This is a genomic window from Janthinobacterium sp. GW460-12-1-14-LB5 (assembly GCF_059423585.1).
Genome location: NZ_JBWKYD010000035.1, coordinates 1 through 26,887 on the forward strand (window position 1 = coordinate 1; position 26,887 = coordinate 26,887).

Annotated in this window: 22 protein-coding genes and 1 pseudogene; 12 read left to right on the forward strand and 11 right to left on the reverse strand. The window is 63.9% G+C overall.

All coding sequences use genetic code 11. From position 1 onward, the window contains the following. The 6 genes and pseudogenes from AC07X6_RS26155 to AC07X6_RS26180 all read left to right on the forward strand — a co-directional run. A pseudogene (locus AC07X6_RS26155) lies at positions 1 to 225 on the forward strand (hypothetical protein); the annotation flags it as partial. Then, a complete protein-coding gene (locus AC07X6_RS26160) occupies positions 225 to 2,255 on the forward strand; it encodes a secretin GspD/PilQ domain-containing protein (RefSeq protein ID WP_494792915.1) in 2,031 nt (676 codons plus the stop codon). The pseudogene AC07X6_RS26155 and the gene AC07X6_RS26160, both read left to right, overlap by 1 nt. Continuing rightward, complete coding sequence (locus AC07X6_RS26165) at positions 2,252 to 2,734, forward strand: type II secretion system protein (protein ID WP_494792895.1); 483 nt, start codon at positions 2,252 to 2,254, stop codon at positions 2,732 to 2,734. The genes AC07X6_RS26160 and AC07X6_RS26165 overlap by 4 nt, the downstream gene beginning before the upstream one ends. Positions 2,735 to 2,737: 3 nt before the next feature. Next, positions 2,738 to 3,130, forward strand: a complete 393-nt coding sequence (locus AC07X6_RS26170; RefSeq protein WP_230538395.1) for a type II secretion system protein — start codon at positions 2,738 to 2,740, stop codon at positions 3,128 to 3,130. Between the two features lie 5 nt (positions 3,131 to 3,135). Further along, on the forward strand, positions 3,136 to 3,759 hold the full coding sequence (locus tag AC07X6_RS26175) for a type II secretion system protein (RefSeq protein WP_494792896.1): 624 nt from the start codon (positions 3,136 to 3,138) through the stop codon (positions 3,757 to 3,759). Between the two features lie 222 nt (positions 3,760 to 3,981). Then, positions 3,982 to 4,479, forward strand: coding sequence for an FxDxF family PEP-CTERM protein (locus tag AC07X6_RS26180; RefSeq protein ID WP_494792897.1), 498 nt, complete (start codon positions 3,982 to 3,984; stop codon positions 4,477 to 4,479). A 135-nt stretch (positions 4,480 to 4,614) separates the two neighbouring features. Here AC07X6_RS26180 and murJ read toward each other — a convergent pair whose 3' ends face one another. Next, complete coding sequence (gene murJ, locus AC07X6_RS26185; protein ID WP_230538392.1) at positions 4,615 to 6,162, reverse strand: murein biosynthesis integral membrane protein MurJ; 1,548 nt, start codon at positions 6,160 to 6,162, stop codon at positions 4,615 to 4,617. 308 nt (positions 6,163 to 6,470) lie between these two features. Between murJ and rpsT the strand changes: the two genes are divergently transcribed. Further along, positions 6,471 to 6,737: a 30S ribosomal protein S20 gene (gene rpsT / locus AC07X6_RS26190; protein ID WP_010395935.1), complete on the forward strand. Its 267-nt coding sequence runs from the start codon at positions 6,471 to 6,473 to the stop codon at positions 6,735 to 6,737. A gap of 156 nt (positions 6,738 to 6,893) precedes the next feature. Here rpsT and AC07X6_RS26195 read toward each other — a convergent pair whose 3' ends face one another. From AC07X6_RS26195 to AC07X6_RS26205, 3 genes are all read right to left on the reverse strand, one after another. Next, positions 6,894 to 7,337: a DUF192 domain-containing protein gene (locus AC07X6_RS26195; RefSeq protein WP_230538391.1), complete on the reverse strand. Its 444-nt coding sequence runs from the start codon at positions 7,335 to 7,337 to the stop codon at positions 6,894 to 6,896. Between the two features lie 131 nt (positions 7,338 to 7,468). After that, positions 7,469 to 7,792 carry a hypothetical protein gene (locus AC07X6_RS26200; protein WP_230538390.1) on the reverse strand — a complete coding sequence of 108 codons (324 nt, stop codon included), beginning with the start codon at positions 7,790 to 7,792 and terminating at the stop codon, positions 7,469 to 7,471. 110 nt (positions 7,793 to 7,902) lie between these two features. Next, positions 7,903 to 8,466 carry a pseudouridine synthase gene (locus tag AC07X6_RS26205; protein ID WP_494792898.1) on the reverse strand — a complete coding sequence of 188 codons (564 nt, stop codon included), beginning with the start codon at positions 8,464 to 8,466 and terminating at the stop codon, positions 7,903 to 7,905. 291 nt (positions 8,467 to 8,757) lie between these two features. Here AC07X6_RS26205 and icd point away from each other — a divergent pair, with 291 nt between their 5' ends. After that, positions 8,758 to 10,011, forward strand: a complete 1,254-nt coding sequence (gene icd / locus AC07X6_RS26210) for an NADP-dependent isocitrate dehydrogenase (RefSeq protein WP_494792899.1) — start codon at positions 8,758 to 8,760, stop codon at positions 10,009 to 10,011. A 95-nt stretch (positions 10,012 to 10,106) separates the two neighbouring features. Here the strand turns inward: icd and cspE are convergent, their stop codons facing one another. Further along, positions 10,107 to 10,310, reverse strand: a complete 204-nt coding sequence (gene cspE, locus AC07X6_RS26215) for a transcription antiterminator/RNA stability regulator CspE (protein ID WP_010395943.1) — start codon at positions 10,308 to 10,310, stop codon at positions 10,107 to 10,109. Positions 10,311 to 10,631: 321 nt separating this feature from the next. Here cspE and clpS point away from each other — a divergent pair, with 321 nt between their 5' ends. The 3 genes from clpS to AC07X6_RS26230 all read left to right on the forward strand — a co-directional run bounded on the left by clpS (position 10,632) and on the right by AC07X6_RS26230 (position 16,801). Beyond that, entirely contained in the window at positions 10,632 to 10,934 is a 303-nt protein-coding gene (clpS, locus tag AC07X6_RS26220) for an ATP-dependent Clp protease adapter ClpS (RefSeq protein ID WP_034751577.1), read from the forward strand. After that, the gene (gene clpA / locus AC07X6_RS26225) at positions 10,931 to 13,231 is read left to right on the forward strand and encodes an ATP-dependent Clp protease ATP-binding subunit ClpA (RefSeq protein ID WP_034751575.1); all 2,301 of its coding nucleotides are present in this window, start codon (positions 10,931 to 10,933) and stop codon (positions 13,229 to 13,231) included. Before clpS ends, clpA begins: the two co-directional genes overlap by 4 nt. A 210-nt stretch (positions 13,232 to 13,441) precedes the next feature. Next, a complete protein-coding gene (locus AC07X6_RS26230) occupies positions 13,442 to 16,801 on the forward strand; it encodes a S41 family peptidase (RefSeq protein WP_494792900.1) in 3,360 nt (1,119 codons plus the stop codon). A 5-nt stretch (positions 16,802 to 16,806) separates the two neighbouring features. Here AC07X6_RS26230 and AC07X6_RS26235 read toward each other — a convergent pair whose 3' ends face one another. From AC07X6_RS26235 to prpR, 5 genes are all read right to left on the reverse strand, one after another. Continuing rightward, the gene (locus AC07X6_RS26235; protein WP_494792901.1) at positions 16,807 to 17,526 is read right to left on the reverse strand and encodes a LytR/AlgR family response regulator transcription factor; all 720 of its coding nucleotides are present in this window, start codon (positions 17,524 to 17,526) and stop codon (positions 16,807 to 16,809) included. Beyond that, positions 17,523 to 18,584, reverse strand: coding sequence for a sensor histidine kinase (locus tag AC07X6_RS26240; protein ID WP_494792902.1), 1,062 nt, complete (start codon positions 18,582 to 18,584; stop codon positions 17,523 to 17,525). Before AC07X6_RS26240 ends, AC07X6_RS26235 begins: the two co-directional genes overlap by 4 nt. A gap of 9 nt (positions 18,585 to 18,593) precedes the next feature. After that, positions 18,594 to 19,466, reverse strand: coding sequence for an alpha/beta fold hydrolase (locus AC07X6_RS26245; RefSeq protein WP_494792903.1), 873 nt, complete (start codon positions 19,464 to 19,466; stop codon positions 18,594 to 18,596). A gap of 90 nt (positions 19,467 to 19,556) precedes the next feature. After that, complete coding sequence (locus AC07X6_RS26250; protein WP_494792904.1) at positions 19,557 to 20,495, reverse strand: phytanoyl-CoA dioxygenase family protein; 939 nt, start codon at positions 20,493 to 20,495, stop codon at positions 19,557 to 19,559. Between the two features lie 25 nt (positions 20,496 to 20,520). Further along, the gene (prpR, locus tag AC07X6_RS26255; RefSeq protein ID WP_494792905.1) at positions 20,521 to 22,146 is read right to left on the reverse strand and encodes a propionate catabolism operon regulatory protein PrpR; all 1,626 of its coding nucleotides are present in this window, start codon (positions 22,144 to 22,146) and stop codon (positions 20,521 to 20,523) included. 211 nt (positions 22,147 to 22,357) lie between these two features. On the opposite strand from prpR, the gene AC07X6_RS26260 reads away from it, so the two are divergent. Further along, positions 22,358 to 26,017: a sensor domain-containing protein gene (locus AC07X6_RS26260; RefSeq protein ID WP_494792906.1), complete on the forward strand. Its 3,660-nt coding sequence runs from the start codon at positions 22,358 to 22,360 to the stop codon at positions 26,015 to 26,017. Here the strand turns inward: AC07X6_RS26260 and xth are convergent. Next, the gene (gene xth / locus AC07X6_RS26265; RefSeq protein WP_230538380.1) at positions 26,014 to 26,778 is read right to left on the reverse strand and encodes an exodeoxyribonuclease III; all 765 of its coding nucleotides are present in this window, start codon (positions 26,776 to 26,778) and stop codon (positions 26,014 to 26,016) included. The two genes, AC07X6_RS26260 and xth, sit on opposite strands and share 4 nt — an antisense overlap. Positions 26,779 to 26,887 lie beyond the last annotated feature (109 nt).

A 26,887-nucleotide genomic window follows, 5' to 3' on the forward strand; every position in this document is an offset into this window, starting at 1 on the left:
CCCCCGCCGATGGCGCCGCCGCTGCCCTTCGTCTACCTGGGCAAGGCGGCCGCCGACGGCGCCTGGGAAGTGTTTTTGTCGCGCGCCGACAAGACGTATATCGTGCGCGCCAATACCGTCATCGATGGCGCCTACAAGGTCGTGACGATCGCGCCGCCCGTCATGACGCTCACCTATCTGCCGTTGAACCAGGTTCAGCAGCTCAACATTGGAGTACTCGAGTGATGTCTCGTTCCTTTTCACCGGCGCCTTTGCTGGCGTTGCTGGTGCTGCTGTCCGGCTGCGCGGGGCAGCAAGCTTACCGCGACGGGCGCGAGCTGATTGCGCAAGATCAGATCCCGGCCGGCCTGCAAAAACTGCAGGAGGCGCTGCAGCAGGACCCCGGCAACGCGCAATACCGCAGCGCGTATCTGCAGGCGCGCGAACGGGCCACCAGCAGCCGCTTGCAGCAGGCCGAGCGCCAGGCGCAGGCGGGGCAGGGCGAGCTGGCGCGCGCGTCCTTCCTCGGCGTGCTGGAAATCGATGCGCAGAACGAGCGCGCCAGCAGCGGCTTGCGCGCGCTCGAACGCGAACAGCGCCAGGGGAAATTGCTGGCCGATGCGCGCACGGCGTTTGATGCAAAACAATACGACCCGGCGCGCCAGCGCCTGAACGCCATCCTCACCGAGCAGCCGAACCATGCGGGCGCGCGCGCGCTGCTGCGCGAGGTCGATGAAAAAACGGCGCCGCCCATCGTCGAATCGGGCCTGGCCAAGTCGTACAAGCAGCCGATCACCATCGAGTTCCGCGACGCCCCGTTAAAACAGGTGTTCGAGCTGATCGCGCGCCGCTCGGGCCTCAATTTCGTCTTCGACAAGGACGTCAAGGCGGACGCGAAAACGTCGATCTTCCTGAAGAACAGCACGGTGGAATCGGCCGTGTACTTCCTGCTGGTGACGAACCAGCTGGAGCAGCAGGTGATGGATGCGAACACCATTTTGATCTATCCCAATGTGGCGGCGAAAGTGAAGGAATACCAGGAAGTGCTGGTCAAGACCTTTTTTCTGGCGAACGCGGACGCCAGGCAGGTGACCAACACGCTCAAGACGATTTTGAAGACGCGCGACGTGGTGGCCGATGAAAAGCTCAACCTTGTCATCGTGCGCGACACGCCCGAGGCGATCCGCCTGGCCGAGCGCCTGATCGCGCTGCAGGACGTGCCGGAGGCGGAAGTGGTGCTGGAGCTGGAAATCCTCGAAGTCAAGCGCAGCCGCCTGCTGGAACTGGGCGTGGCCTGGCCATCGAGCCTGACCCTGACGCCACTTTCCACCTCGGGCGGGATAGGGCTGACCATCAACGACCTGAATAATCTGAACCAGCGCACCATCGGCGTGAGCGACCTGTCCGTGACGGCGAATGCCAAGAAGACGGATGGCGACGCGAATATCCTGGCCAATCCGCGCATCCGCGTGCGCAACCGGGAAAAGGCGAAGTTCGTCATCGGCGACAGGGTGCCCGTGGTGACCACCACGATTTCGCCGGGCACGGGCGGCTTCGCTTCCGAGTCGATCAGCTACCTGGACGTGGGGCTGACGGTGAACGCCGAGCCGACCATTTATTTGAACAATGAGGTGGGCATCCGCATCTCGCTCGAAGTGAGCAACCTGGGGGCTGCCACCACCACCCGCAGCGGCTCGACCCTGTACCAGATCGGCACGCGCCAGGCCTCGACCATGCTGCAATTGAAGGATGGCGAAAACCAGGTGCTGGCGGGCCTGATCAACAATGAAGAGCGCAGCTCGGGCAACAAGGTGCCTGGCCTGGGCGATATTCCCGTGCTGGGGCGTTTGTTCGGCAGCAGCAAGGACGACAGCCAGAAGACGGAGATCGTGCTGTCGGTCACGCCGCACCTGGTGCGCACGGTGCAGCGTCCGGAAGCGAAGGAATCGGAATTCTCGGCCGGCACGGAAGGCAGCTTCCGCCGCCGTCCCGACATGGCGGCCAGGGCGCCCACGCAGATGCCGGGCACGGTGATCGTGCGTTCCGGCCCGTCGGCCGTCGGCATGCAGCCGGCGCCGGCGCAGCCGCTGATGGCGCCGGGACAGGTGCCGCCGATCGTGCCACCGGCATTGCCGCAAAGCGTGCCCGCGCCGGAAGTGGCGCCGTCGCCCGAACCGGCCGCCTCGCCTTTGCCGATATCGTCGGGCCAGCCCGTGCCGCTGCAGGCGTCGCCCTTGCCGCTGTCGTCGAGCCAGCCGGTGCCGGTCGCCAAATGAGGCTGGCGCGCACGCCCGGCGGTTTTACCCTGATCGAGCTGCTGGTGACCCTGGCCATCCTCGGCGTGCTGGGCACCCTGGTGGTGCCCGTCACGCAGGTGGCCATGCAGCGGCGCCAGGAGCAGGAATTGCGGCGCGCGCTGCGCGAGATCCGCCAGGGGCTCGACGCGTATAAGCGGGCCGGCGACGAAGGGCGCATCGTGCGGGCGCCCGACGCCAGCGGCTACCCGAAAAGCCTGGAGGTGCTGGTCGAAGGCGTGCCGGACCAGCGCAACCCGAAGCGCGGCAAACTGTTTTTCCTGCGCCGCGTGCCGCGCGACCCGTTCAACGCAGACGCGGGCCTGAGCGATGCGCAGACCTGGGGCAAGCGCAGCTACGCCAGCGAGGCGGCTGAACCGCGCGAAGGCGACGACGTCTACGATGTGTACTCCACGTCCAATAAAACGGGCCTGAACAACGTGCCTTACCGTCTATGGTGAACCATGGCTGCTGACATCCTTGCTGCCCGCAGGCGCGGCTTTACCCTGATCGAATTGCTGGTGGTGCTAGGCATCGTGGCGCTGCTGCTGACTCTGGCCGTGCCCCGCTACTTTCCCAGCCTCGACAAGGCGAAGGAAACCGTGCTGGCGGATAATTTACGCAACCTGCGCGCCACCATCGACCAGTTCCACGGCGATACGGGCCGTTATCCCGATTCCCTAGAGCAACTTGTGGAAAAGAAATACCTGCGCGCCATGCCCGTCGATCCCATCACGGACAGCGACGCCAGCTGGCTCATCGTGCCGCCGCCCGACGACACGCCGGGCCAGGTGTATGACGTGAAAAGCGGTGCGCCCGGCAAGGACCGCAGCGGCACGCCGTTTGCCGACTGGTAGCGGCCATGCATCGTCCTGCGCGCCGCCAGCGCGGTTTCACTTACCTGGGCCTGATCATCCTGGTGGCCATCCTGGGCCTGGTGGGGGCGGCCGGGCTGAAGATGGGTTCCCTGCTGCAGCGCCAGGCGGCCGAGCAGGAGTTGCTCGACATCGGCGCGCAGTTTGCCGATGCGTTGCAAAGCTACGCGGGCGCCACGCCCGCCGGCCAGCCGCAGCAGCCGGCGACGCTTTCCGCCTTGCTGCGCGATCCCCGCTTTCCGCAAGTGCGCCGCCATTTGCGCAAGCTGTATGTCGACCCCATCACGGGGCGCGCCGAATGGGGCTTGCTGTACCAGCCGGGCAGCCGCGGCATCATCGGCGTGCATAGCCTGTCGTCGTCCGCGCCCTTAAAAGTGGGCAATTTCGACGCCCGATTCACTGGCTTCGAAGGCAAGGCGCACCTGTCCGAGTGGCAGTTCGTCGCCGGCGGCCCCGTGCCGTCGGCAGGGCTGGCTCTCGTGCCGGCTGAGGTGGACACGGGCAAGCCGCCCGCCTTGTTTCCTCCTGCCGCGCCAGCGTCCGCCGTGCCCGAGGTGGTGCCGCCGGAGGAAGAGGCCGGCGCGCAGCAGGAAGCGGCAAACCCGTTGTAACCATAAGTCAATGGAGCGCGATACAGAGAGAACTATTTTCACTGGGAAATCCTCCGGCATGCGTAACCATTCCATAGAAGAAATACTTATTTTAAATGAAATTTAAATAAAATAATTACAAGTAATTTGATGTCTTTATGATACCATTTTGTTTGGTACTTTCAGTACTCAAGCGATGGCTGGCCCATCTGGCGGCCATAAATTACTTTTAAGGGATAATTTATGAAATTGAAATTTATCGCGGCAGGCATTCTGGCTGCAGCTTCGTTCAGCGCATCGGCGGCGACCTACAATCTGGGTATCCTGGATCCGAGCGGCTTCGATACGCGGGCATCGATCACCACCAATTTTGCCGCCAATTCGGTGGTCGACGATTTGTGGACCTTCAAACTGCTGACCCCATCGTCGACGTCGTTCGGTGCCTTGCAGACGTTTTCCGTTGCCGAAGGCGCGATCAGCAACTTCGCCGCCACGCTGGTGGGCTATGGCGACCTGACCCTGACGTCGGTGGCCGGCATCCAGAGCCTGAGCTGGGCTGGTTCCTTGGGTGCAGGCACCTACGAGGTGCGCGTTTCTGGCTTGAGCGGTTTGCAGAACGGCCAATACGTGGGCACGGTGTCCGCCTTGCCCGTGCCGGAACCGGAAACCTACGGCATGCTGCTGGGCGGCCTGGCGCTGGTCGGCTTCGCGCTCCGCCGCCGCGCTCGCAAGGCTGTTTGATTTTTTCCTGGCCAGAATGACAAAACCCGCCGAGGCGGGTTTTTTTGTTTCTACAACATGCGCAGGACTAGGCGCCAAGTCGAAGACAGTACGCTAGTACGGCGAGACGCAGGCAACAACGTCCTGCGCATGTTGTCACGCGTGGCGCTTGAAGTCGCGGAAGCGGAAGCCAACCGCAAATAACGTCGCAAAGTACGCCACGCCGCACACGGCCACCACCAGGGCCAGCGCGCCGGCCCGCAGCAGCGGATGGGCTTGCATGGCGATCCAGTCGATGCGCAGGGCGCCAGCATACGCCACGCCGCCCATCACGATGAGGGCCGGCAGCAGGCGCGCGAAGAATTTGGCCCAGCCCGGTTTCGGCTGGTAGATGCCGCGCTTGCGCAAGCCCCAGTACAGGAAACTGGCGTTCAGGCAGGCGCCCAGGCCGATCGACAGGGCCAGGCCGGCCACGGCGATGTAGGGCACGAACAGCAGATTCATCAGCTGCGTGGCGATCAGCACGCCGATGGCGATTTTCACGGGCGTGCGGATGTCCTGGCGCGCATAGAACGCGGGCGCCAGGGTTTTTACCAAGATAATGCCGATCAAGCCCAGGCTGTAGGCCACCAGCGGCTGCGTCGACATGGTGACGGATTCGGCCGTAAACTTGCCGTAGTGAAATAATGTCGCGATCAGGGGCGTGGCCAGGGTCGCCATGCCGACGGCGGCGGGCAGGGCCAGCAAAAAGGTCAGGCGCAAGCCCCAGTCCAGCAGGGCCGAGTATTCCGTCTTGTCGCCATCCACGTTGGCTTTCGACAGGCTGGGCAGCAAGATGGTGCCCAGGGCCACGCCCAGCATGGCGGTAGGAAACTCCATCAGTCGGTCCGCGTACGACAGCCAGGAAATGCTGCCTTCGGCCAGGCGCGAGGCGATGCTGGTGTTGATCATCAGGCTGATCTGCGCCGCCGAGACGGCAAACACGGCCGGTCCCATCTTTTTCAGCACGCGGCGCACGCCGCCGTCGGACAGGCCGATGGCGGGATTGAGCGACAGGCGCGGCAGCATGCCGATCTTGATCAGCGCGGGAATCTGGATGGCCACCTGCAGCAGGCCGCCGGCGAACACAGCAATGGCCATGGCGTAGATCGGCTGTTTTAAATAGGGCGCGAGGAACAGCGAGGCGGCGATGAACGACAGGTTCAGCAGCACCGGCGTGAACGCGGGTATCTTGAATTCGCGCCAGGTATTCAGTATGCCGCCGGCCAGGGCCACGAAGGACATGCAAGTAATATAAGGGAACATCAGCCGCGTCATCCACACGGCCGCGTCGAAGGCGCCCGGATCCTTGGACAGGCCCGTGGCGATCGCATACACGAACCACGGCGCGCCGACGATGCCGATGGCGGACACGAGCAGGGTGGCCCAGACGAGGGTGGTGGCCACATGGTCGGCCAGTTGCTTGCTCGCTTCCTGGCCATGCTGGTTCTTGTATTCAGACAGGATCGGCACGAAGGCTTGCGAGAACGCGCCCTCGGCAAACAAGCGGCGCAACAGGTTGGGAATGCGGAAGGCAACGATGAAGGCGTCCGTGTAGGCGCCGGCGCCAAAGGCGCGCGCGAACAGGCTTTCGCGCAATAATCCGGTTACACGGGACAGCATGGTCATGCTGGAAATGGCGGCGAGGGTTTTAAGCAAGTTCATGGGGGCAGATTATAGCCGGGCGCAGTGCCGGAAAACGCTTAAAATATGGTAACAATTGCCGCCGATCCGCTGCCGATTCGCCCTTGCCAGCCCCATTTTCAGGTGTTTTTGGCGTCACACACGGTTTTTTGATTTGCTCCCGCTTGAAAATATCGCTATAATCGAAGGCTGTACAGAATTCTGTTACGCAGACACTAATGTTTGACAGGCACTGGTTTGGCACACATGGTTCGGCAGACGCACAGAACGCACCGGTTGGCAAACACTAATGTTTGCAAACGCACTTTGACCCTGTTTTAGGAAATTCCATGGCAAATACCGCACAAGCGCGCAAACGCGCTCGTCAAGCAGTTAAGCAAAACGCACACAATTCGTCCCAACGTTCGACCTTGCGCACGGCTATCAAAGCTGCTCGCAAAGCGATCCAGGGCGGCGACAAGGCAGCTGCTGCTGCAATCTTCCAGGCATCCGTGTCGACCATCGACCGTATCGCTGACAAGAAGATCATCCACAAAAACAAGGCAGCTCGCCATAAGAGCCGTCTGGCAGCTGCTTTGAAAGCACTGTCCGCTTAATATTCGCCAGCAGGCAAGCCACCACGGTGGCCTTGTCTGTGCCGGTACGCTGGCACTGGTTGAAAAGCAAAAACCCGCAGATTCGTTCTGGCGGGTTTTTTCGCGTTTTTATCCGGATTTTTAAGGCCGCGTCCGCCAGCGGCCGGCCGCCACGGCCTAGCGTGCCGCCGGCAGGTTGCCGATGCTCATGCCCGGCTTGATATTCTTTTGCTTGAACCAGCCCAGGTGCATTTCCAGCGCATAGCGCACGGGCACGGTCTTCGTGGAGCAATGGCTGTCGAGCGTATGCGGCTGCATGTCTTCGATGTTGACGATCTTGCCGCTGGCATCGATAAAGGCCACCGACAGGGGCAGCGGCGTGTTCTTCATCCACATGCATTGCGTGGACGGGTTGCCAAAGACGAACAGCATGCCCGCATTCGCCTCCATCTTTTCGCGGTACATCAAGCCCTGCTCGCGTTGTGCTTCCGTGGCGGCCACTTCCGCCTGGATCAGATGCATGCCGGCCGACAGTTGCACGCCCCTGGTTTGCGCCTGGGCCATGCTGGCGCAAGATAACAAGGCGATGGACAGGCCGAGACGGCGTAGGGAATTTTTCATGGGGCGGGATGGTGGCTGCGAAGCGGCGATTAAGCCATGCTGGCGGCTGCCTGGTCAAGCATGCTGCCTGTCCGCGCCGAAAGCGTGGGGTTACAGCAACATAGTCGCTGCCGTAACCCCGGGGATTGCGCTTACTTCACGGGCTTGCCTGCTTCAGCGGCCGGCTGCTTCGACTTGCGGGACTGGGGAACCAGGCGCGGCGCATCGGTGGCGGCCGAGGCCTTGGTTGATGCGCCCGAACGTGCCGCATCCGTCGCGGCCGACGCATTGACGGTGGCCGACGCCGGCGGCACCGGCTTGACGGCGTCGGTGGCGGCCGAGGCGTGGCTGGCGGCCGAGGCCGGTGGCGGCTTGACGGCATCGGTCGCGGCGGAAGCGTGCACCTTGGCGCCCGATTGCGCCAGTGCAGCGCCAGCGAGCAGGGAAGCGGCCAGGGCCAGGATTACTTTTGTCATCATCTTTCCTTTTCAGTCATGTTAAGGTGGGATGATTTTAATGCATTATCTAAAAATAAATAGTGCTTATTGGCAAAATTCAATGCCGAGGCTGTTTTTTCTTGTCCCGCTCACGCTTTTCCGATGTTCTCGGCCGGCACTTCGCACCATTCTCCTGGCAGCAAGGGGTGGCTGGCCAGCGAGAACGGGCCGATGGCGCTGCGCACCAGGCGCAGGGTGGGCAGGCCGACGGCGGCCGTCATGCGCCGCACTTGCCGGTTTTTTCCCTCTTTTAAGGTGATCGCCAGCCACGAGGTGGGCTTGTCGGCGCGCGCGCGGATGGGCGGATTGCGCGGCCACAGCCAGTCCGGCTCGGCGATGCGCACGGCCTTGCACGGCTTGGTGATGAAGTCGCCCAGGTCCAGCGGCGCCTGCAGGCGCGCCAGGCTGGCCGCATCGGGCACGCCGTCGACCTGCACCAAATAGGTTTTCGCTTCCTTGCGGTCCGGGTGGCTGATCTCGTGCTGCAGGCGGCCGTCGTCCGTCAGCAGCAGCAAGCCTTCGCTGTCGGCGTCGAGCCGGCCGGCCGGGTAGATGCCGGGAATGGTGATGTGGTCGGCCAGAGTGGTGCGGCCGTCCTGCGGCGAAAACTGGCACAGGACCTGGAACGGTTTATTGAAGAGGATGAGTGGCATGCTGGTAGAGGAATTGATGCAAACGATGGTGGCTGCTGGTTGGCGCCGCAAAAGCGTGGCGCCCTGTAAGATACTGGTGCATAATGTGAAATGTAAGTCTTATGTCTTATAGAAGACATAGGCGGTATGGCAACGAGGTTCTTTGGCGCCGTGAATGGCCCGGGTGTTCTTTCCCTGCTAAAGTGCGTTGTTGCCGCCATGTTCGGACTTGTTTTTGTAAACTCTGCAACCGCAGAGCGCGTCGCCGGCCCGTGTTGCCCGCCAGCGGTGTGTCCCACTTCGGAGATCACGATGTATCAACATATCACTGTACCTGCTGACGGCCAAAAAATCACCGTCAACGCCGATTTTTCGCTGAATGTACCAGATAATCCCATCGTTCCCTTCATTGAAGGCGATGGCACGGGCATCGATATCAGCCCGGTCATGATCAAGGTGATCGACGCGGCCGTGGCCAAGGCCTACGGCGGCGCGCGCAAGATCAGCTGGATGGAAATCTACGCGGGCGAAAAATCGACGAATGTGTACGGCCCCGATGTGTGGCTGCCGGAAGAAACCTTGCAGGTGCTGAAAGATTACGTGGTCTCCATCAAGGGTCCGCTGACGACGCCCGTCGGCGGCGGCATCCGCTCGCTGAACGTGGCACTGCGCCAGCAGCTCGACCTGTACGTCTGCCTGCGTCCCGTGCGCTATTTCACGGGCGTGCCGTCGCCCGTGAAAGAGCCGGAAAAGACGGATATGGTGATTTTCCGCGAAAACTCGGAAGACATCTACGCCGGCATCGAATACCAGCAAGGCTCGCCCGAAGCCAAGAAACTGATGGATTTCCTCGTCAATGAAATGGGCGTGACGAAAATCCGCTTCCCGGCCACCTCGGGCCTGGGCATCAAGCCCGTCTCCATCGAAGGCACGCAGCGCCTGGTGCGCAAGGCCATCCAGTACGCGATCGACAATGACAAGCCTTCCGTGACAATTGTGCACAAAGGCAACATCATGAAGTACACGGAAGGCGGCTTCCGCGACTGGGCGTATGCGCTGGCGCAAAAGGAATTCGGTGCCGAGCTGATCGACGGCGGCCCCTGGTGCAAGTTCAAGAATCCGAAGACGGGCCGCGACATCATCGTCAAGGATTCCATCGCTGACGCGTTCCTGCAACAGATCTTGCTGCGTCCGGCCGAATACAGCGTCATCGCCACCCTGAATCTGAACGGCGATTACATTTCCGACGCGCTGGCGGCGCAAGTGGGCGGCATCGGCATCGCGCCGGGCGCCAACCTGTCCGACTCCGTCGCCATGTTCGAAGCGACGCACGGCACGGCGCCGAAGTACGCGGGCAAGGATTACGTGAACCCCGGTTCGCTGATCCTGTCGGCGGAAATGATGCTGCGCCACATGGGCTGGCTGGAAGCGGCCGACCTGATTATTTCTTCGATGCAAAAGTCGATCGCCTCGAAGCGCGTCACCTACGATTTCGCCCGTCTGATGGAAGGCGCCACGCAAGTGTCGTGCTCCGGTTTCGGCGAGGTCATGATCGAGCACATGTAACAAGAGTGGTGGGGCAGGCTGCAGCGCACCCTGCGGACGAAAAAAAACCCCGCTTCAAGGAAACGGGGTTTTTCACATCTGAGGGCCGGCGATGCTTAGGCTGCTTGGATGTTGGAAGCTTGCTTGCCTTTAGGGCCTTGCGTGACTTCGAATTGAACTTTTTGACCTTCTTTGAGGGTCTTGAAACCGTTCATGTTGATTGCGGAGAAATGAGCAAACAAATCTTCGCCGCCATCATCTGGAGTGATGAAGCCAAAACCTTTGGAATCATTGAACCACTTAACTGTACCTGTTGCCATAAAAAGAACTTTCAAAATTAAAACAAATCACACGAGCCATAAAAGCAAGAAGCTTCTTGCCCCCTCCTCGACGTCTCACTTCTTATCAAGCTGTACATTACTGCAACAGTCGATACAGCATTGTTGGCGGAATAAATAATGAAGTCAAGCGCTTTTCCATCGATATTGCCAAATTCTTCACGACAACCAAAAAAGCAACTCTTGATTTTGACAGCAAGGTCGCCATCTGCGCAATATTAAGAAAACGCGTAAGATTGAAAACAATTGGAAAGGCGTAGATATTGCGCATGACAACCACTGTGAAAGCATTAGAATAAGCGTATGGCAACCAAGCACGACACAGAAACCCTGCTGGAGCGGCAAGTGCTGAAGCCGCCACCGCTCTACCAGGTGGCCTTGCTCAATGACGACTACACCCCGATGGAATTTGTGGTGGCCATCATTCAGGAGTATTTCAACAAGGACCGTGAAACGGCGACGCAAATCATGCTCAGTGTTCATCGCTACGGCAAAGGAGTGTGCGGCGTGTTCTCTAAAGATATAGCGTGTACCAAAGTGGAGTTCGTTTTAACGCATGCGCGCAAGGCGGGGCACCCCCTGCAGTGCGTGATGGAGGAAGTATGATTGCGCAGGAATTAGAAGTAAGTTTGCACATGGCGTTTGTCGAAGCTCGGCAGGCACGGCACGAATTCATCACGGTTGAGCATTTATTGCTGGCACTGCTGGACAATCCCTCCGCTGCCGAGGTGTTGCGTGCCTGCGCGGTCAATATTGAAGACCTGCGCAAGACCCTCACCAATTTCATCGGCGATAACACGCCGACCGTGCCTGGCACGGGCGAAGTCGACACCCAGCCGACGCTTGGTTTCCAGCGCGTGATCCAGCGCGCCATCATGCACGTCCAGTCCGCCTCGAATGGCAAGAAGGAAGTCACGGGCGCCAATGTGCTCGTGGCCATCTTCGGCGAAAAGGATTCGCATGCCGTCTACTACCTGCACCAGCAGGGCGTGACGCGCCTGGACGTGGTCAATTTCATTTCGCACGGCGTGCGCAAGGACCAGTCGACGGAAAGTGCGAAAGCCTCCGAAGGCGTGGAAGAAGCGCCAGTCGACGGCCAGCCGAAGGAAAGCCCGCTCGACCAGTTCACGCAAAACCTGAACAAGGCCGCTGCCGAAGGCAAGATCGACCCGCTGATCGGCCGCGAGGAAGAAGTCGACCGCGTGATCCAGATCCTGTGCCGCCGCCGCAAGAACAATCCGCTGCTGGTCGGCGAGGCGGGCGTGGGCAAGACGGCGATCGCCGAAGGCCTGGCTTACCGCATCACGCAAAGCGACGTGCCGGAAATCCTGCAGAATGCCGTCGTGTATTCGCTGGACATGGGCGCCTTGCTGGCCGGTACCAAATACCGCGGCGACTTCGAACAGCGCCTGAAAGCCGTGCTGAAACAGTTGAAGGACAATCCGAACGGCATCCTGTTCATCGACGAGATCCACACCATCATCGGTGCGGGCTCGGCGTCGGGCGGCACGCTGGATGCATCCAACCTGCTGAAACCGGCACTGGCGAATGGTCAGCTGAAATGCATCGGCGCGACCACGTACACGGAATTCCGCGGCGTGTTTGAGAAAGATCATGCCTTGAGCCGCCGTTTCCAGAAAGTGGACGTCAACGAGCCGACCGTCGAGCAAACCGTGCAAATCTTGCGCGGCCTCAAGTCGCGCTTCGAAGAGCACCACGGCGTGAAATACTCGGCCTCGGCCCTGTCGACGGCGGCCGAACTGGCGGCGCGCTTCATCAACGACCGCCATCTGCCCGACAAGGCGATCGACGTCATCGATGAAGCGGGCGCGGCGCAGCGCATCCTGCCGAAGTCGAAGCAAAAGAAAACCATCGGCAAGGCCGAGATCGAGGACATCATCGCCAAGATCGCGCGCATTCCGCCGCAAACGGTCAACCAGGACGACCGCAGCAAGCTGCAGACGATCGACCGCGACTTGCGCAATGTCGTGTTCGGGCAAGATCCCGCCATCGATGCGCTGGCCTCGGCCATCAAGATGGCGCGTGCCGGCCTGGGCAAGACGGACAAGCCGATCGGCTCCTTCCTGTTCTCCGGTCCGACCGGCGTCGGCAAGACCGAGGTGGCCAAGCAATTGGCCTTCATCCTCGGTATCGAGCTGATCCGTTTCGACATGTCGGAATACATGGAACGCCACGCCGTCAGCCGCCTGATCGGCGCGCCGCCGGGCTACGTCGGTTTCGACCAGGGCGGCCTGCTGACGGAAGCGATCACCAAGAAGCCGCACGCGGTCTTGCTGCTCGATGAAATTGAAAAAGCCCATCCGGACATTTTTAATATCCTGCTGCAAGTCATGGACCATGGCACCTTGACGGACAACAATGGCCGCAAAGCCGATTTCCGCAACGTGATCATCATCATGACGACCAATGCGGGCGCGGAAAGCCTGCAAAAGACGTCGATCGGCTTCACCAATTCGAAGCAGGCCGGCGACGAGATGGCCGACATCAAGCGCATGTTCACGCCGGAGTTCCGCAACCGCATCGATGCGACCATCAGTTTCCGCGCGCTGGACCAGGAAATCATCCTGCGCGTGGTCGACAAGTTCCTGATGCAGCTGGAAGAGCAGTTGCACGAGAAAAAGGTCGAAGCCGTGTTTACCGAGAAGCTGCGTGCTTTCCTCGGCAAGAAAGGTTTCGATCCGCTCATGGGCGCGCGGCCGATGGCGCGTTTGATCCAGGACATGATCCGCAAGGCCCTGGCCGACGAACTGCTGTTCGGCCGCCTGGTCACGGGTGGACGGGTCACCGTCGACCTCGACGACAAGGACCAGGTCTTGCTGGAATTCCCGGAACCGCCAGACGCGGCGCCGACGGCAGCACCGGAAACGGTGGAAGTCGAGTAATCGGCCCCTTCGCTTCCGCGCGATCAAAAAACCCGCCCACACAAGTGGCGCGGGTTTTTTTACGTCCTGGCCGCAGGAATGGAAACTGTTGTGTAAATATCCTTGTTTAAAAATAAGTATTGCTTTTGCGTAAGCTATGCAAGAATCAGGATCCCGATGTCGGCCATGCCCCGCATCGTTCCGCTTCCCTGGCTCTTGAAAGATTGCTTAATGAAAATTTCCCGCACTCTCGCCTTCCTCCTGTTGTCCGCCGGCCTGCTGGGCAACGCCGCCGCTGCCGCCGCGCCGGCTGGCAGTTATTTCCGTTTTCCCGCCGTGCGCGGCGATACCGTCGTCTTCACGGCAGAAGGCGACTTGTGGAAAAGCAATATCCATGGCGGCGCGGCGCAGCGGCTGACGACGCATCCCGGCTATGAAACGAACGCGGCAATTTCGCGCGACGGCCAGTGGCTGGCGTTCTCCGCCGCCTACGAAGGGGCGCAGGAAGCGTATGTGATGCCGCTGGCTGGCGGTTTGCCGCGCCGTATTTCCTTTGACAATGGCGGCGTGCTGGTGCTGGGCTGGACGGCGCAGGGCGAAGTGCTGGTCAGCACGCAAAATACGGACGGTCCCGCCTCGCGCCGCATCGTCGCCGCCATCGATCCCGTGAAACAGACGCGGCGCGTGTTTCCCGTGGCCGACGCCAACGACGCCGTGCTCGACGACGCTGGCAAGACGCTGTTCTTCACGCGTTTCGGCCTGGCCATGACGAACGACAATGTGCGCAACTACCGGGGCGGCGCGCATGCCACCTTGTGGCGCTATGATCTCGATGGCAAGGGCGAGGCCGTGCCCATGCATACGGAACCTGCCGTGTTGGAGGGCAACAAGCGCCCCATGTGGTGGCAGGGCCGCGTCTACTACATCAGCGACGCGGGCGGCAGCGACAACCTGTGGAGCATGCTGCCCGACGGTTCGGACCGCCGCGCCCTGACCCGCCACACGCAGTGGGACGTGCGCAATGCGCAGCTGGGCGATGGCAAGATTGTGTATCAATTGGGCGCAGACCTGCGGGTACTGGACCTGGCCGCAGGGACGGACTCATCGCCATTGCCGATCAGCCTTGTCTCCGATTTCGACCAGCTGCGCGCGCGCCAGATCCGCTCGCCGCTCGATACCTTGAGCAATGTCCAGGTGTCCGGCAAGGATGAGCGCATCATCTTGACTGCCAGGGGCCGCGTGAGCATCGCCGGCACGGGCAGCTTGCGCCGCGTCGACATCGCCATTCCCGAAGGGGCGCGGGCGCGCGATGCCGTCTTTTCCAGCGACGAGAAATCCGTGTTCGCCATCGTCGACACGAGCGGAGAGAACGAAATCTGGAAGTACGCGGCCGACGGCTCGGGCAAGGGCGAGCAGCTGACGACGCAGGGAGATAATCACCGCTGGAAGCTGTACCCGTCGCCGGACGGACGCTGGCTGGCGCACACGGATAAAAAGGGCCGCTTCTGGCTGCTGGACCTGGCAACGAAGGGCAACCAGCTGATCGACGATGCGGGCAAGGCGGGCGTGGACAAGCACGACGAGGTGCAATGGTCGCCCGACAGCCGCAACCTGGCCATCGTGCGCGTGGCCAGCAACGAGCAGCGCGAGCAGATCGGCCTGTACAACCTGGCGTCGAAGCAGCTGCAATTCGTTACCAGCGACCGCTACACGTCCGCTTCGCCCGTGTTTTCGCCGGACGGGCGCTGGCTGTATTTCATGTCGGCGCGCAATTTCCAGCTGGCCAATGGGTCGCCGTGGGGCGACCGCAACATGGGTCCCGTGTTCGACAAGCGCATCGGCGTGTATGCGCTGGCGCTGCAGCCGGGCAACCGCTTCCCGTTCCAGCCCGACGATGAGCTGAGCCGCCCGGGAGTGAAGCCGGCCGAGACGGATGATGAAAAGGCGGCCGAATCGGCGGCGGAAAAGGCATTGGAAAAGGCCGGCGGCAAGACGTCCGTGAAAAAGGCGCCGGCAGCGCTGCCGGACGTCGTCTTCAAGGGCCTGGCCGGGCGCCTGTATGAAGTACCGCTGGCGGCGGGCAATTACGGCGCGCTGGCCATGGACGACAAGCGCCTGTATTTCCTCGAGCGCGACAGCGGCGAGAACAAGTTCAATCTGAAAACGCTGGCCATAGGCAATACCGGCTCCAAGCCGGAATTGCTGGTGGCCAATGTGCGCGAATTCGACCTGGCGCAGGATAAAAAGCATTTGTACTACAGGACAGCAACCAGCGCAGCGGCTACGGGCCCGGGCGAGATGCTGGTGATCGAGGCGGGCGCCAAGCTGCCGTCCGACCTGTCGAAGGCGAAAGTAAAAGTCGACGACTGGACGTTTGTGTCGAATCCGCGCCTGGAATGGAAGCAGATGTTCAACGACGCGTGGCGCTTGCACCGCGACTTCCTGTACGACGCGAAGATGCGCGGCGTGGACTGGAAGGCGGCGCGCGACAAGTATGCGCCGCTGGTCGAGCGGGTCACGGACCGCGCCGAACTCAATGATTTACTCGGCATGATGGTGGCCGAAGTGGGTGCCCTGCATTCGCAGATCCGTCCCGGCGAATTGCGCCGCACGGAGCAGGAAGGCGCGCCGGCCGGCCTCGGTGCCGTGCTGGCGCGCACCAGCGAGGGCTACCGGGTCGAACACGTCTACCGCAGCGAGGCGGAATTGCCGTCGGCGCGCGCGCCGCTGGCGCGCCCCGAAGTGGACGTCAACGCGGGCGACGTGATCACGGCCGTCAATGGCAAAGACGTCCTGGCCGCGCGCGACATCAGCGATTTGCTGCTGAACCAGGCCGACAAGCAGGTCTTGTTGCAGGTCAAACGCGGTCATGGCAAGGGCGCGCCGCGCGCCGTCATCGTCACGCCCGTCAACATGGCGAAACAGACGGCGCTGCGCTATGGCGACTGGGAACTGAGCCGCGCCGAGCAGGTGGCGGCCGTCTCGCAGGGACGCATCGGCTACCTGCACCTGCGCGCCATGGGGGCCAACGACATCGCCTCGTTCGCGCGCGATTTTTATGCCAACATCAACCGCGAAGGCCTGATCATCGACGTGCGGCGCAACAACGGCGGCAATATCGACAGCTGGATCATCGAAAAACTGCTGCGCAAGGCCTGGGCCTACTGGGCGCCGCCGGGCGTGCAGCCGTCGACGAACATGCAGAACACCTTCCGCGGCCACCTGGTGGTGCTGGTCGATGAACTGACGTATTCCGATGGCGAGACCTTCGCCGCAGGCATCAAGGCATTGAAACTGGCGCCGCTGGTGGGCAAGCGCACGGCCGGCGCCGGCGTCTGGCTCAGCGACAATACGCGTCTGGCCGACAACGGCATGGCGCGCGTGGCGGAAAACGGCCAGTTCGGCATCGATGGCCAGTGGCTGATCGAAGGCGTGGGCGTGGTGCCGGACGTCGAGGTGGACAATCCGCCGCACGCCACCTTCAATGGCGGCGACCGCCAGCTGGACGTGGCGCTCGACATGCTGGCGAAAAAACTCAAAGAGCAGCCGCGCCCCGCCTTCCAGGCGCAGCCTATCCCCGCGCTCAAGTAGTCCGGCTACAGGCCGGTGGCGGCCTTGAACTGCTGCGCGCGGCGGCGCGACACCTCGACCACGCTGCCGTCCAGCAGGCGCAGGTCGAGGCCGTCGGTCGCATTCGGCGCCACTTGCGCCACCTGCGCCAGGTTGACGATCTGGCGCCGGTTGGCGCGGAAGAATTGCGCAGGATCAAGCCGTTCTTCCAGCTGGCTCAATGAGCGCAGCATCAGCGGCTGCTGCGCCGCGAAATGCACGCGCGTGTAGTTGCCTTCCGATTCCAGCAGGCGGATATCGTCAAACGCCACGAACCAGCAGCGCTCCCCATCCTTGATGAAAACCTTGCGCGGCGCGGGCGGCGGCACGGCTTGCGCCCGCGCGCCGGCGCGTGCCAGGGCCGTGGCCAGGCGCGCCGCCTGCACGGGTTTTTGCAGGTAGTCGAGGGCGCTGACCTCGAAGGCCTGCAGTGCGTACTGGTCGAAGGCCGTGCAAAAGATGACGTCGGGCGCGTCGTCGAGCGACGCCAGCAGGTCGAAGCCGGAGCCGCCCGGCATCTGCACGTCGAGCAGCAGCAGGTCGGGGCGCAGCTTGGCGATCTGCGCGACGGCGTCGGCCGCGCTGGCCGCCTCGCCGACGATGTCGACGGCACCTTGCCGCACATGCGGCGCCAGCAGGCGCCGCAGCTCGGCGCGCGCCAGGCGCTCGTCGTCGACCAGCAGTACCTTGAGCGGCCGAGCGTTCATGCCTGCTCCGGCAGGTCGATGGTGGCAAATACCCAGCCCGCCTGCTGGCGCAATTCCAGGCTGGCGCGCTCGCCGCAGGCCAGCTGCAAGCGCTGGCGCGCATTGCGCAGGCCGACGCAGGTGGAGTTGCCCGGTGCGCGCAAGACGCCCGTGTTGGCGACCTCGATCTGCAGCATGGCCGCGCCATTCGCGCTGTGGCGCCGCGCCGCGATGCGGATGTCGCCGCCATCGGCGCTCGTTTCCACGCCATACTTGACGGCGTTTTCCACCAGCGTTTGCAGGGCCATGGGCGGCACGCGCACCTGTTCCAGGCCGGGGGCGCTGATCCCGATCGCAAAGCTCACGCGCAGGCGCTCCTCGAAGCGTATCTGTTCGATCGCCAGGTAGGCGCGCACGGCGTCCAGTTCGGCCGCCAGCGGCACCGTCGCGTGCTGGCCAGACTGCAGCGCATGGCGCATCAGGCCGGCCAGCTGGTCGATCATGTGCGCGGCCGCCTCGCGGTCTTCGAAGATCAGCGCGCGCACGCTATTGAGGCTGTTGAAGAAGAAATGCGGGTTCACCTGCGCCTGCAAGGCGCGCAACTGGGCGTCCTTGGCCAGTACTTCCAGGCGCAGCGCCTCGGCCTCGAAGCGGCTGGCGCGGCGCAGCGACTGCACCATCGAGTACAGCACGGTCCAGATCAGGAAGATGGCGCTCCAGGTGACGAGCGCCGGCGGCAGCCAGGCCAGGCTGGTGACGGGGCCGAACGGCTGCAGCACGGCGTAGCCGGCGCCCGCGCTCAGGCTCTGGATCAGGCCCAGCAGAGGAAGCACGGGGAGGATGCGCTGCCAGGCGAAGCGGCCGTCGATCCAGCCGCGCCGCCGCAGGAGGCGCCGCCACGCCATGGACAGCAGCAGGCCGCTGGCGCCGCCCCACCAGCAGACGCCAAGAATGGCCCAGCTCATGGGGGCGCGGCTCAGGCTCAGCAGCGCCAGCAGGGCGGCCCCATTCCAGCCGGCCAGCTGGAAGGTCCAGTACCAGTTCAAACGGGTCAGCCAGGAACGGGGCGCTTGTGTCATGGCTGCCTGTCAGTCGAGGAATTGCCCGATGCGGCCGAGCATCCAGTCCGGCTGGTCATACATGATGAAATGGCGCGCCGTGTCGGCCAGCGCGATCTGCACGCCCGGCAGCTGCGCGTACTGCTGCTGGAAGGTGGCTTCGATGGCGGCGCGCGGCGCATAGTCCTTGTAGGCGATCCAGGTGCCCAGCACCAGGGCGGGCGACTGCACTTTCGCCACGTCCTGGCGCAGGTCGCTGGCCATCAGCGTGCCCATGGCCTTGATCACCGTCTCGCGGTCGGAGCGCTGGCCCCAGCCGATGATGCGCTCCACGTCGGCTGGCGCGCTGGCCATGCTGGTGACCGCGCGGCGCTGGCTGGCGGCGTAGGTGGCGTCATCCTGTGCGCGCATGGCCGATTGCATCTGCGTTGCCATGGCTTGCAGCTGCGGCGGCGTAATGGACGGCAGTTGCGTCGCGCCCAGCGCGGGCAGCGAGTCGACGATCACCAGCTTGCCCGTCCGGGCCGGATGGTCGATGGCCATTTTCAGGGCCAGAAAGCCGCCCAGGCTATGCCCGATGATGGCCGGTTGTCCCAGTTTATTCACTGTGATGTAGTCGGCCAGCTGCTGCTCCGCCTGCGCCAGCAAGTCGCCATCGACGGGCGCCACGCCGGCAAAGCCGGCCAGGGTCAGCACGTGGCATTGACGCGCGGTGTGCGGCGCGCACAGGCGCGCCACCGTGCCTTGCCAGACTTCGCCCGACGACGCCAGGCCGGGAATCAGGATCAGGGGGCGGCCTTGTCCGGTGACCTCGACCGTGAATGCGGCAGGTGCAGCGGCCTGGCTGGCGCTGGCCAGCAGCGCGGTACTGAGCAAGATCAATGTTTGCAGTGTTCGTTTCATGGGGTACTCCTCCTTGACGACCATGCTAGCGGCGCGGGCGCCCCGCAGCCAGCGCCGCGGGATGAGCGGCGCCAGGGCGGGATGAGCGGTTCAGATCCATTCATCCTGGTCCTGGCAGTGCTCGGGAAGGTAGGTCAGGTATTGCACCATGCGCGGCGCCGGGCCGCGGTTGGGCGTGGCGCAGTGGGGCAGGGCCTGGTGCCAGATGATGAAATCGCCGGCCATGCCGTCGACGGGCACGGGCCGCAAGGCCTCGACGGCCCATTCGCGCGGCTGGCGGCCCGGCGGCACTTGCCGCAGCCAGTCGGCCACGTGCCGCTGGAAGCCGGGCACGCAGTGAAAGGCGCCGTGCTGCGCGGGACAGTCGCTCAGGTACAGCATGCCTTGCAGCTTGAACGGAATCGGCTGTTGCAGGCTGACGTCCCAGTGCAGGGCGCTGCCGAGGAAGCGGTGCTGCGGCGTTTCCGGCGGGTTGAAGCTCACCTTGTCGATGCTGGCGTAGATGCCGGTGCCGGCGCCTGTGCCGCTGTCATATAGCTGCTGGCAGGCGTGGCGGACATGCGCGCTGTGGCGGTTTTCCTCGAGGGCCGGATGGTCGGAAAACTGCAGCATCAGGCCCCGCTTGCCCGGGTGCGGCTGGTACCACGACGCCGGCTCGTCGGGCGAGGCGCCCAGGTAGTCCCAGATGGCCGTTCGGGCGGCGGCGCACTGCGCGCGCGGCACGGCGCCGCGCAGCACCAGATAGCCGTGTTCTTCGAAATGGCGCAGCTCGGCGGCGGACAGTACATCCTGGTGCGCGCTGGCGGCATGCGCCGGGCGTGGGCGCGTGCGCGCGGCGATCCAGTCCGTGTAGGCTTGCAGGGTCGGGCGTTGCTGATACAGGAAGTGCAGCGCGTCTTCCATGGAAATGCCGCGCGCGTACAGCGCCTGGATGTCCCCGTGGTCGCGCGCCAGCCCCTGCTTGCCCGTCGCGCCAGCGTGTCCCGTGCAGCGTTGCCATAAGTCGTGCAGGTGAGGCCAGTCGTCCATGGTGTTTTTCGTCCGGGTGAAAAAATCAGCTGGCGCGCAGGCGGCGCCACAGCGTGGTGCGGCTGATGCCGAGGTATTGGGCGGCGGCGTCGCGGCGCCCGCCGAAGCGCGCCAGCACCGCGCTGGCGCTTTCGTCTTCCAGGCGCGGCGCGATGGCGACGGCCGGCGCCGGCGGCAGCGCCGCCGTGCTGGCAGCGTTGCCTAGTTCCGGCGCCACGCCCAGCACGAAGGCGGGGGTGAGCGCCTGCAGCGGCTCGGCGGCCAGGAACAGCGCCAGGCGCTCGGCCAGGTTGCGCAGCTCGCGCACGTTGCCGGGCCAGTCGTAGCGGCGCAGCAGCGGCGCGCAGGCGATGATTTCCGCATGCAGGTTGGGGTGCGGACGGGCGCCCAGCGCGGCCAGCGCGTTTTTCAGCGACCACTCGGCCAGGCCCGGAATGTCGCTGGCGCGCTCGCGCAAGGCGGGCAAATGCAGGCGCAGCACGGCCAGGCGGTAGAACAGGTCGGCGCGGAAGCGTCCTTCGCGGATGCGCTGCTCCAGGTCGCAGTGCGTGGCGCTGATGATGCGCACGTTGATGGCGATGGGCCGCGTGCCGCCCACGCGCACCACTTCGCGCTCTTCCAGCACGCGCAGCAGCCGCGTTTGCAGGGCCAGCGGCATTTCGCCGATTTCGTCAAGGAACAGGGTGCCGTGGTTGGCCGCTTCGAACAGGCCCGCATGGCCGCCCCGGCGTGCCCCCGTAAACGCCCCGTCCTCGTGGCCGAACAGCTCCGATTCCAGCAAGGACTCGGCGATGGCGCCGCAATTGATGGCGATGAAGGGCCGGTTCGCGCCCAGGCTGCGCGGGCTTTCGCGGTGGATGGCCTGCGCCACGAGTTCCTTGCCGCTGCCCGTCTCGCCCTGGATCAGCACCGTCGCCGGCGAGCGGGCATACAGCACCACCGACTGGCGCAGCGCCTCCATCGCCTCCGATTCGCCGCGCAAATCGTGCAGGCCGTGGCGCGCGCGCAGGGTGTCGGCCACCACCGCGCGCCGTCCCCGGTTCGATTCGATCTGCGTCAGGCGCGCCAGCTCCAGCGCGTCGTCGAAGGCGCGCCGGATGGCCGTGGCCGAATACACGAAGACGGCGGCCAGGCCCGCCTCTTCGGCCAGGTCGGTGACGAGCCCCGCGCCGACGACGGCTTTGACGCCGGCCGCCTTCAGTTCATTGATCTGCGCGCGCGCGTCTTCCTCGGTGGCGTAGGTGCGCTGCGCGATCTGGAAGCCGAAGGTGGCGGCAAATTCGCCCAGTTCCGGCATCGGATCCTGGTAGGTGACGACGCCGATGTGCGGCGAGATGCGCCGCGCGCGCGCCAGTGCCTGCATCACGTCGTAGCCGCTGGCCTTGGCGATGATGACGGGCACCGACAGCCGGCCTTTCAGGTAGGCGCCGTTCGAGCCGGCCGCGATGACGGCGTCGCAGCGCTCCGTGGCCATGCGTTCGCGGATGTGGCGCACGGCGTCGTCGAAGCCCAGGTTGATCGGTTCGATCGTCGCCAGGTCGTCATATTCGAGCGTGATGTCGCGGAACAGGTCGAACAGCCGCGAGACGGAGACGGTCCAGATGACGGGTTTGTCGCGGTGGTCGAGCGGAGGTTGGGGAGGGCGGCGCATGCTTTATTCTAAACGATTTGTTTCATTTTCTTGCCATGCAACGCCGTTGCAACGGGCGTGTTGCACGTGCTCTGTGGTGTTTCAGATATTGCCAATAAGGAATATGAAAAAACCGCCGGAAACTGGTTTATGATCTAGCAGCACCATGATGCTTGGAAGAATATGTTTCCCAGGCGCATGTTCACTTTGCCGTTAACCATCCATGGTGTCCATGAACCGCGTACCGACCAGTCCCGATTTCATCGCCGATGCCTTGCAGCTGATCGCCTTGCCCGCTTGCGCCTGCGATGCCTGCGGCATGGTGGTGGCCGCAAATGGCGCCTTGGGCGCCTTGCTGGGCAGGGACGTGTCGGGCCGCCTGCTGGCCGACTGTTTTACGGACGCCTACCGCGCGTCGAGCAGCAGCATGCTGCGCGGCGCGCTCGGTGCGGCCGGGCGCGAGCGGCACTGGGACAGCAGCCTCGAAGGGGACACGGGCGCCATCGCCGTGCAGGTGTGGGCCAGGCCCCTGCTGGTCGGCGACGGCTTGCCGGGCGCGACCCTCGTGTTTGCCGACATCAGCGTGCAGCAGCGCGACCAGCAAGCCTTGCGCAAGACCTTGCTGGAACAGCAGGCCATCCTGGAAAGCGCCGCCGTCGGCATCGTGTTTTCCAAGGGCGGCTTCATCGAAGAGTGCAATATCCGCGCCGCCGAAATGCTCGGCTATGCGCGCCACCAGCTGACGGGCATGCCGGGCGCGGTGCTGTACCGCTCCGCCGAACATTGCCGCGCCCTGGGGCTGGAAGCGGCACCGCTGCTCTCGAAGGGCAAGCCCTACCGCACGGAGCTGGAATTGCGGCGCCAGGATGGCACCCTGTTCTGGAGCCGCCTGCACGGGCGCGCCGTCGATCCCTTGAATACGCATGACGGCACGGTATGGATTATCGAAGATATCAGCGACCACCGGCGTGACGAAGATCAATTGCGCCGCGCCATGCTGGAAATGCAGGCCGTGATGGACAACGCGCCCCTGGCCATCGGTTTTCAGCGCGACAAGGGCGTGCTGCGCTACAACCGGCGCTTTGCCGAATGCTTCGGCTTCGACGGCGACAGCGGCGTGGGCCTGGCCGTCGCCGACCTGTACCCGTCGCGCGCGGCGTATGACAATGTCGTGCGGCAGGCCGCGCCCCTGCTGCGGCGCGGCCTGCCGTTCCAGGGCGAGATGGAGATGCGCCGGCGCGACGGCTCGACGTTCTGGGCGCTGGCGTATGGCTATGTCCTCAATCCGGAGAACCAGACCGACCGCGGCCTGCGCGACACGATCTGGCTGTTCGACGACCGCAGCGCGCAGAAGGCGGCCGAGGAGGCCACGCGCCAGCTGATGCTGGAGCAGCAGGCCATCCTCGACAATGCCTCCGTCGGCATCCTGTTTTCGCGTTCGCGCCTGATCCTGCGCTGCAATCCCCGCTTCGCCGAAATGTTCGGCTACGCGCAGGACGAGATGACGGGCATGCCCGCCGCCGGGCTGTTCCCCTCGCCCGCCGCCTACGAGGAGTTTGGCGTGCAGGCCACGCCGCTGCTGGGACAGGGCTTGCCGTACGAGCAGGATGAATCGCTGTTCCGCCGCCGCGACGGCAGCCTGTTCTGGTGCCGCATCCGCGCCAAGGCCGTCGACCAGACGCACAGCGAGCAGGGCGCCATCTGGATCCTCGAAGACATCACCGCCAGCCGCCAGGCGCAGATGGAAGTGGCGGCCATCATGACGAATGCCTCGGTGAGCATCCTGTATACCAAGAACCGCCAGATCACGCGCTACAACCTGGGCTTTGCCGCGATGTTCGGCTATAGCGGCGACGAGGCGCTGGGCTTGCCCGGGCGCGCGCTGTACGTGTCGCAGCAATCCTACGAGCTGCTGGGCGCGGCGGCCTTCCCCTTTCTGTCCGTGGCCAAGCCCTTCCAGACGGAGGTGGAAATGCAGCGCCGCGACGGCAGCACCCTGTGGGCGCAGCTGATCGCCTACGTCGTCAATCCGGACGATCCCGCCGCCGGCACCATCTGGATCATCGAGGACCGCACGGAAGCGAAGCGCGCCGAAGAATCGCTGCGCAACGCGCTGCTGGAAAACCAGGCCATCCTCGACAGCGCCGTGCTGGGCATCTCGGTGGTGGAGGGCGGCCACAATTTGCGCGCCAACAGCAAGATGGAAGAGCTTTTCGGCTATGGGCCCGGCGAGATCAACGGCCTGTCGGTGCGGGCCCTGTACCCGGACGTGGCGGCATGGAAGGCGGCGCGCGGCGAAACGGCGCGCGATTTCGAGGCGGGCAGGGTGCACATGTCGGAGTACCAGCTGGTGCGCAAGGATGGCAGCCGCTTCTGGGCGCGCCTGTCGGGCCGGCCGTTTGATCTGGCGCATGCGCATGGCCGTTCCGTGTGGCTGGTCGACGACGTGACGGCGCGCCGCGAGGCGGCCGAGGCGGTGCGCCGCGCGCGCGACGAGCTGGAATTGCGGGTGCAGGAACGCACGGCCGAACTGGCCGGCGCCAACCTGCTGCTGCAGGGCGAGATCGTCGAGCGGCGCCAGGCCGAGGCGCGGGTGCACCACATGGCCTACCACGACAACCTGACGGGCTTGCCGAACCGCGCGCTGCTGTCGGACCGGCTGGAACGGGCCATGCTGGCCGCGCAGCGCTCCGGGCGCAAGCTGGCCGTGATGTTCATCGACCTGGACCGCTTCAAGACCATCAACGATTCGCTGGGCCACATGACGGGCGATCTGCTGCTCAAGGAAGTGGCCGCGCGGCTGTGCGGCGCCGTGCGCGCCAGCGACACGGTGGCGCGCCTGGGCGGCGATGAATTCGTCGTGCTGGTGCCGGGCATCCGCGGCGGCGAGGAAGCGGCGCGCGTGGCCGAGAAGATCATCGAGGCGCTGACGCCCGCCTTTCCGCTCGACGGCCATGTGCTGCATGTGACGCCATCGATCGGCATCTGCGTGTATCCGGACGATGGCGGCGACGTCGACGCCCTGATGCGCCATGCCGATGCGGCCATGTACCACGCCAAGGGCAATGGCCGCAACAACTACCAGTTCTTTACGCAGACGATGAACCAGGCGGCGGCCCTGCACTTCGACCTGGAAAGCAGCTTGCGCACGGCGCTGGCGCTGCAGCAGTTCGAACTGTTTTACCAGCCGATCATCGATATCGCCACGCGCCGCCTGCACGGCATGGAAGTGCTGCTGCGCTGGCGCCGCCCTGGCCACGGCCTGGTGCTGCCCGACCGCTTCATTCCCATCATGGAGGAAAACGGCTTGATCGTGCCGGTGGGCGAGTGGGTCATGCGCCAGGCGTGCGAGCAAAGCATGGCCTGGCAGCGCCAGGGCTTGCAGCCGGTGCCGCTGGCGGTGAATCTGTCGCCGCGCCAGTTCATGCACAAGGGTCTGGTGGCGGCCATTGGCGCCGTGGTGCGGGAAACGGGCATCGATCCGGCGCTGCTGGAGTTCGAGATCACCGAGACGGCGCTGATGCAGCACGGCGAGCATACCCTGGAGATTTTGCGCCAGATCAATGGCATGGGCTTGCGCCTGTCGATCGACGATTTCGGCACCGGCTATTCCAGCCTGGCCTACCTGAAGCGCTTCCCCGTGAAGAAGGTCAAGATCGACCGCGCCTTCATCAAGGACCTGGAACACAGCGCGGAAGACCGCGCCATCGTGGCCGCCATCATCGCCCTGGCCGACAGCCTGCAATTGTCGGCCGTGGCCGAGGGCGTGGAGACGGAAGAACAGTTCGCCCTGCTGCAGGCGAACGGCTGCCGCTATGCGCAGGGCTATCTGTTTTCCGCGCCGGTACCTGCAGCGAATGCGCAGGTGTTATTGGAACGCGTATCTGGTTAGTCGATGGTGGCGACAACCGGCGCATGGTCGGACGGCTGCTCCCACTTGCGGGGCACGCGGTCGATCACGCAGGCCGTACAGCGGGCGGCGAGGGCGGGCGAGAGCAGGATATGGTCGATGCGCAGGCCCTTGTTCAGGCGGAAGCCCAGCTGGCGGTAATCCCACCAGCTGAACGATTTTTCCGCCTGCTCGAACAGGCGGAAGGCGTCCGTCAGGCCGATGTCGAACAGGCGCTGCAGGGCGGCGCGTTCCTTGTCCGAGACCAGTACCTGGCCTTCCCAGGCGACGGGGTCGTGCACGTCGCGGTCGTCGGGCGCGATATTGTAGTCGCCGACGACGGCCAGTTGCGGGTGCTGCTGCGCTTCTTCGGCCAGCCAGTCGTGCAGGGCGGACAGCCAGCCCAGCTTGTATTCGTATTTGTCCGAGTCGACGCTCTGGCCGTTCGGCACGTAGGCGCAGACGACGCGCACGCCACCGATGGTGGCGGCCAGGATGCGCTGCTGCGCATCCTCATAGCGCGGGTTGTTTTTCACTACGTCGGTGATCGGCAGCTTCGACAGGATGGCTACGCCGTTATACGTTTTCTGGCCGCTGAAGACCACCTGGTAGCCGGCCGCCTCGATCTCTGCGACGGGGAACTTGTCGTCCGTGAGCTTGGTCTCTTGCAGGCAGAGTATGTCGACCGGGTTGTCGGTCAGCCACTGCAGCACTTGCGGCAGGCGCACTTTGAGCGAGTTGACGTTCCAGGTGGCGAGTTTCATGGGAAAAATCCTTGCTTGAATAGGTGACGATGGGGTGTCGATAGGCGCGAATCTTACCGCATGCGCGTCGACGGCGTCCTGTCGCGCTTGTTGCGCACCACCTTTATTT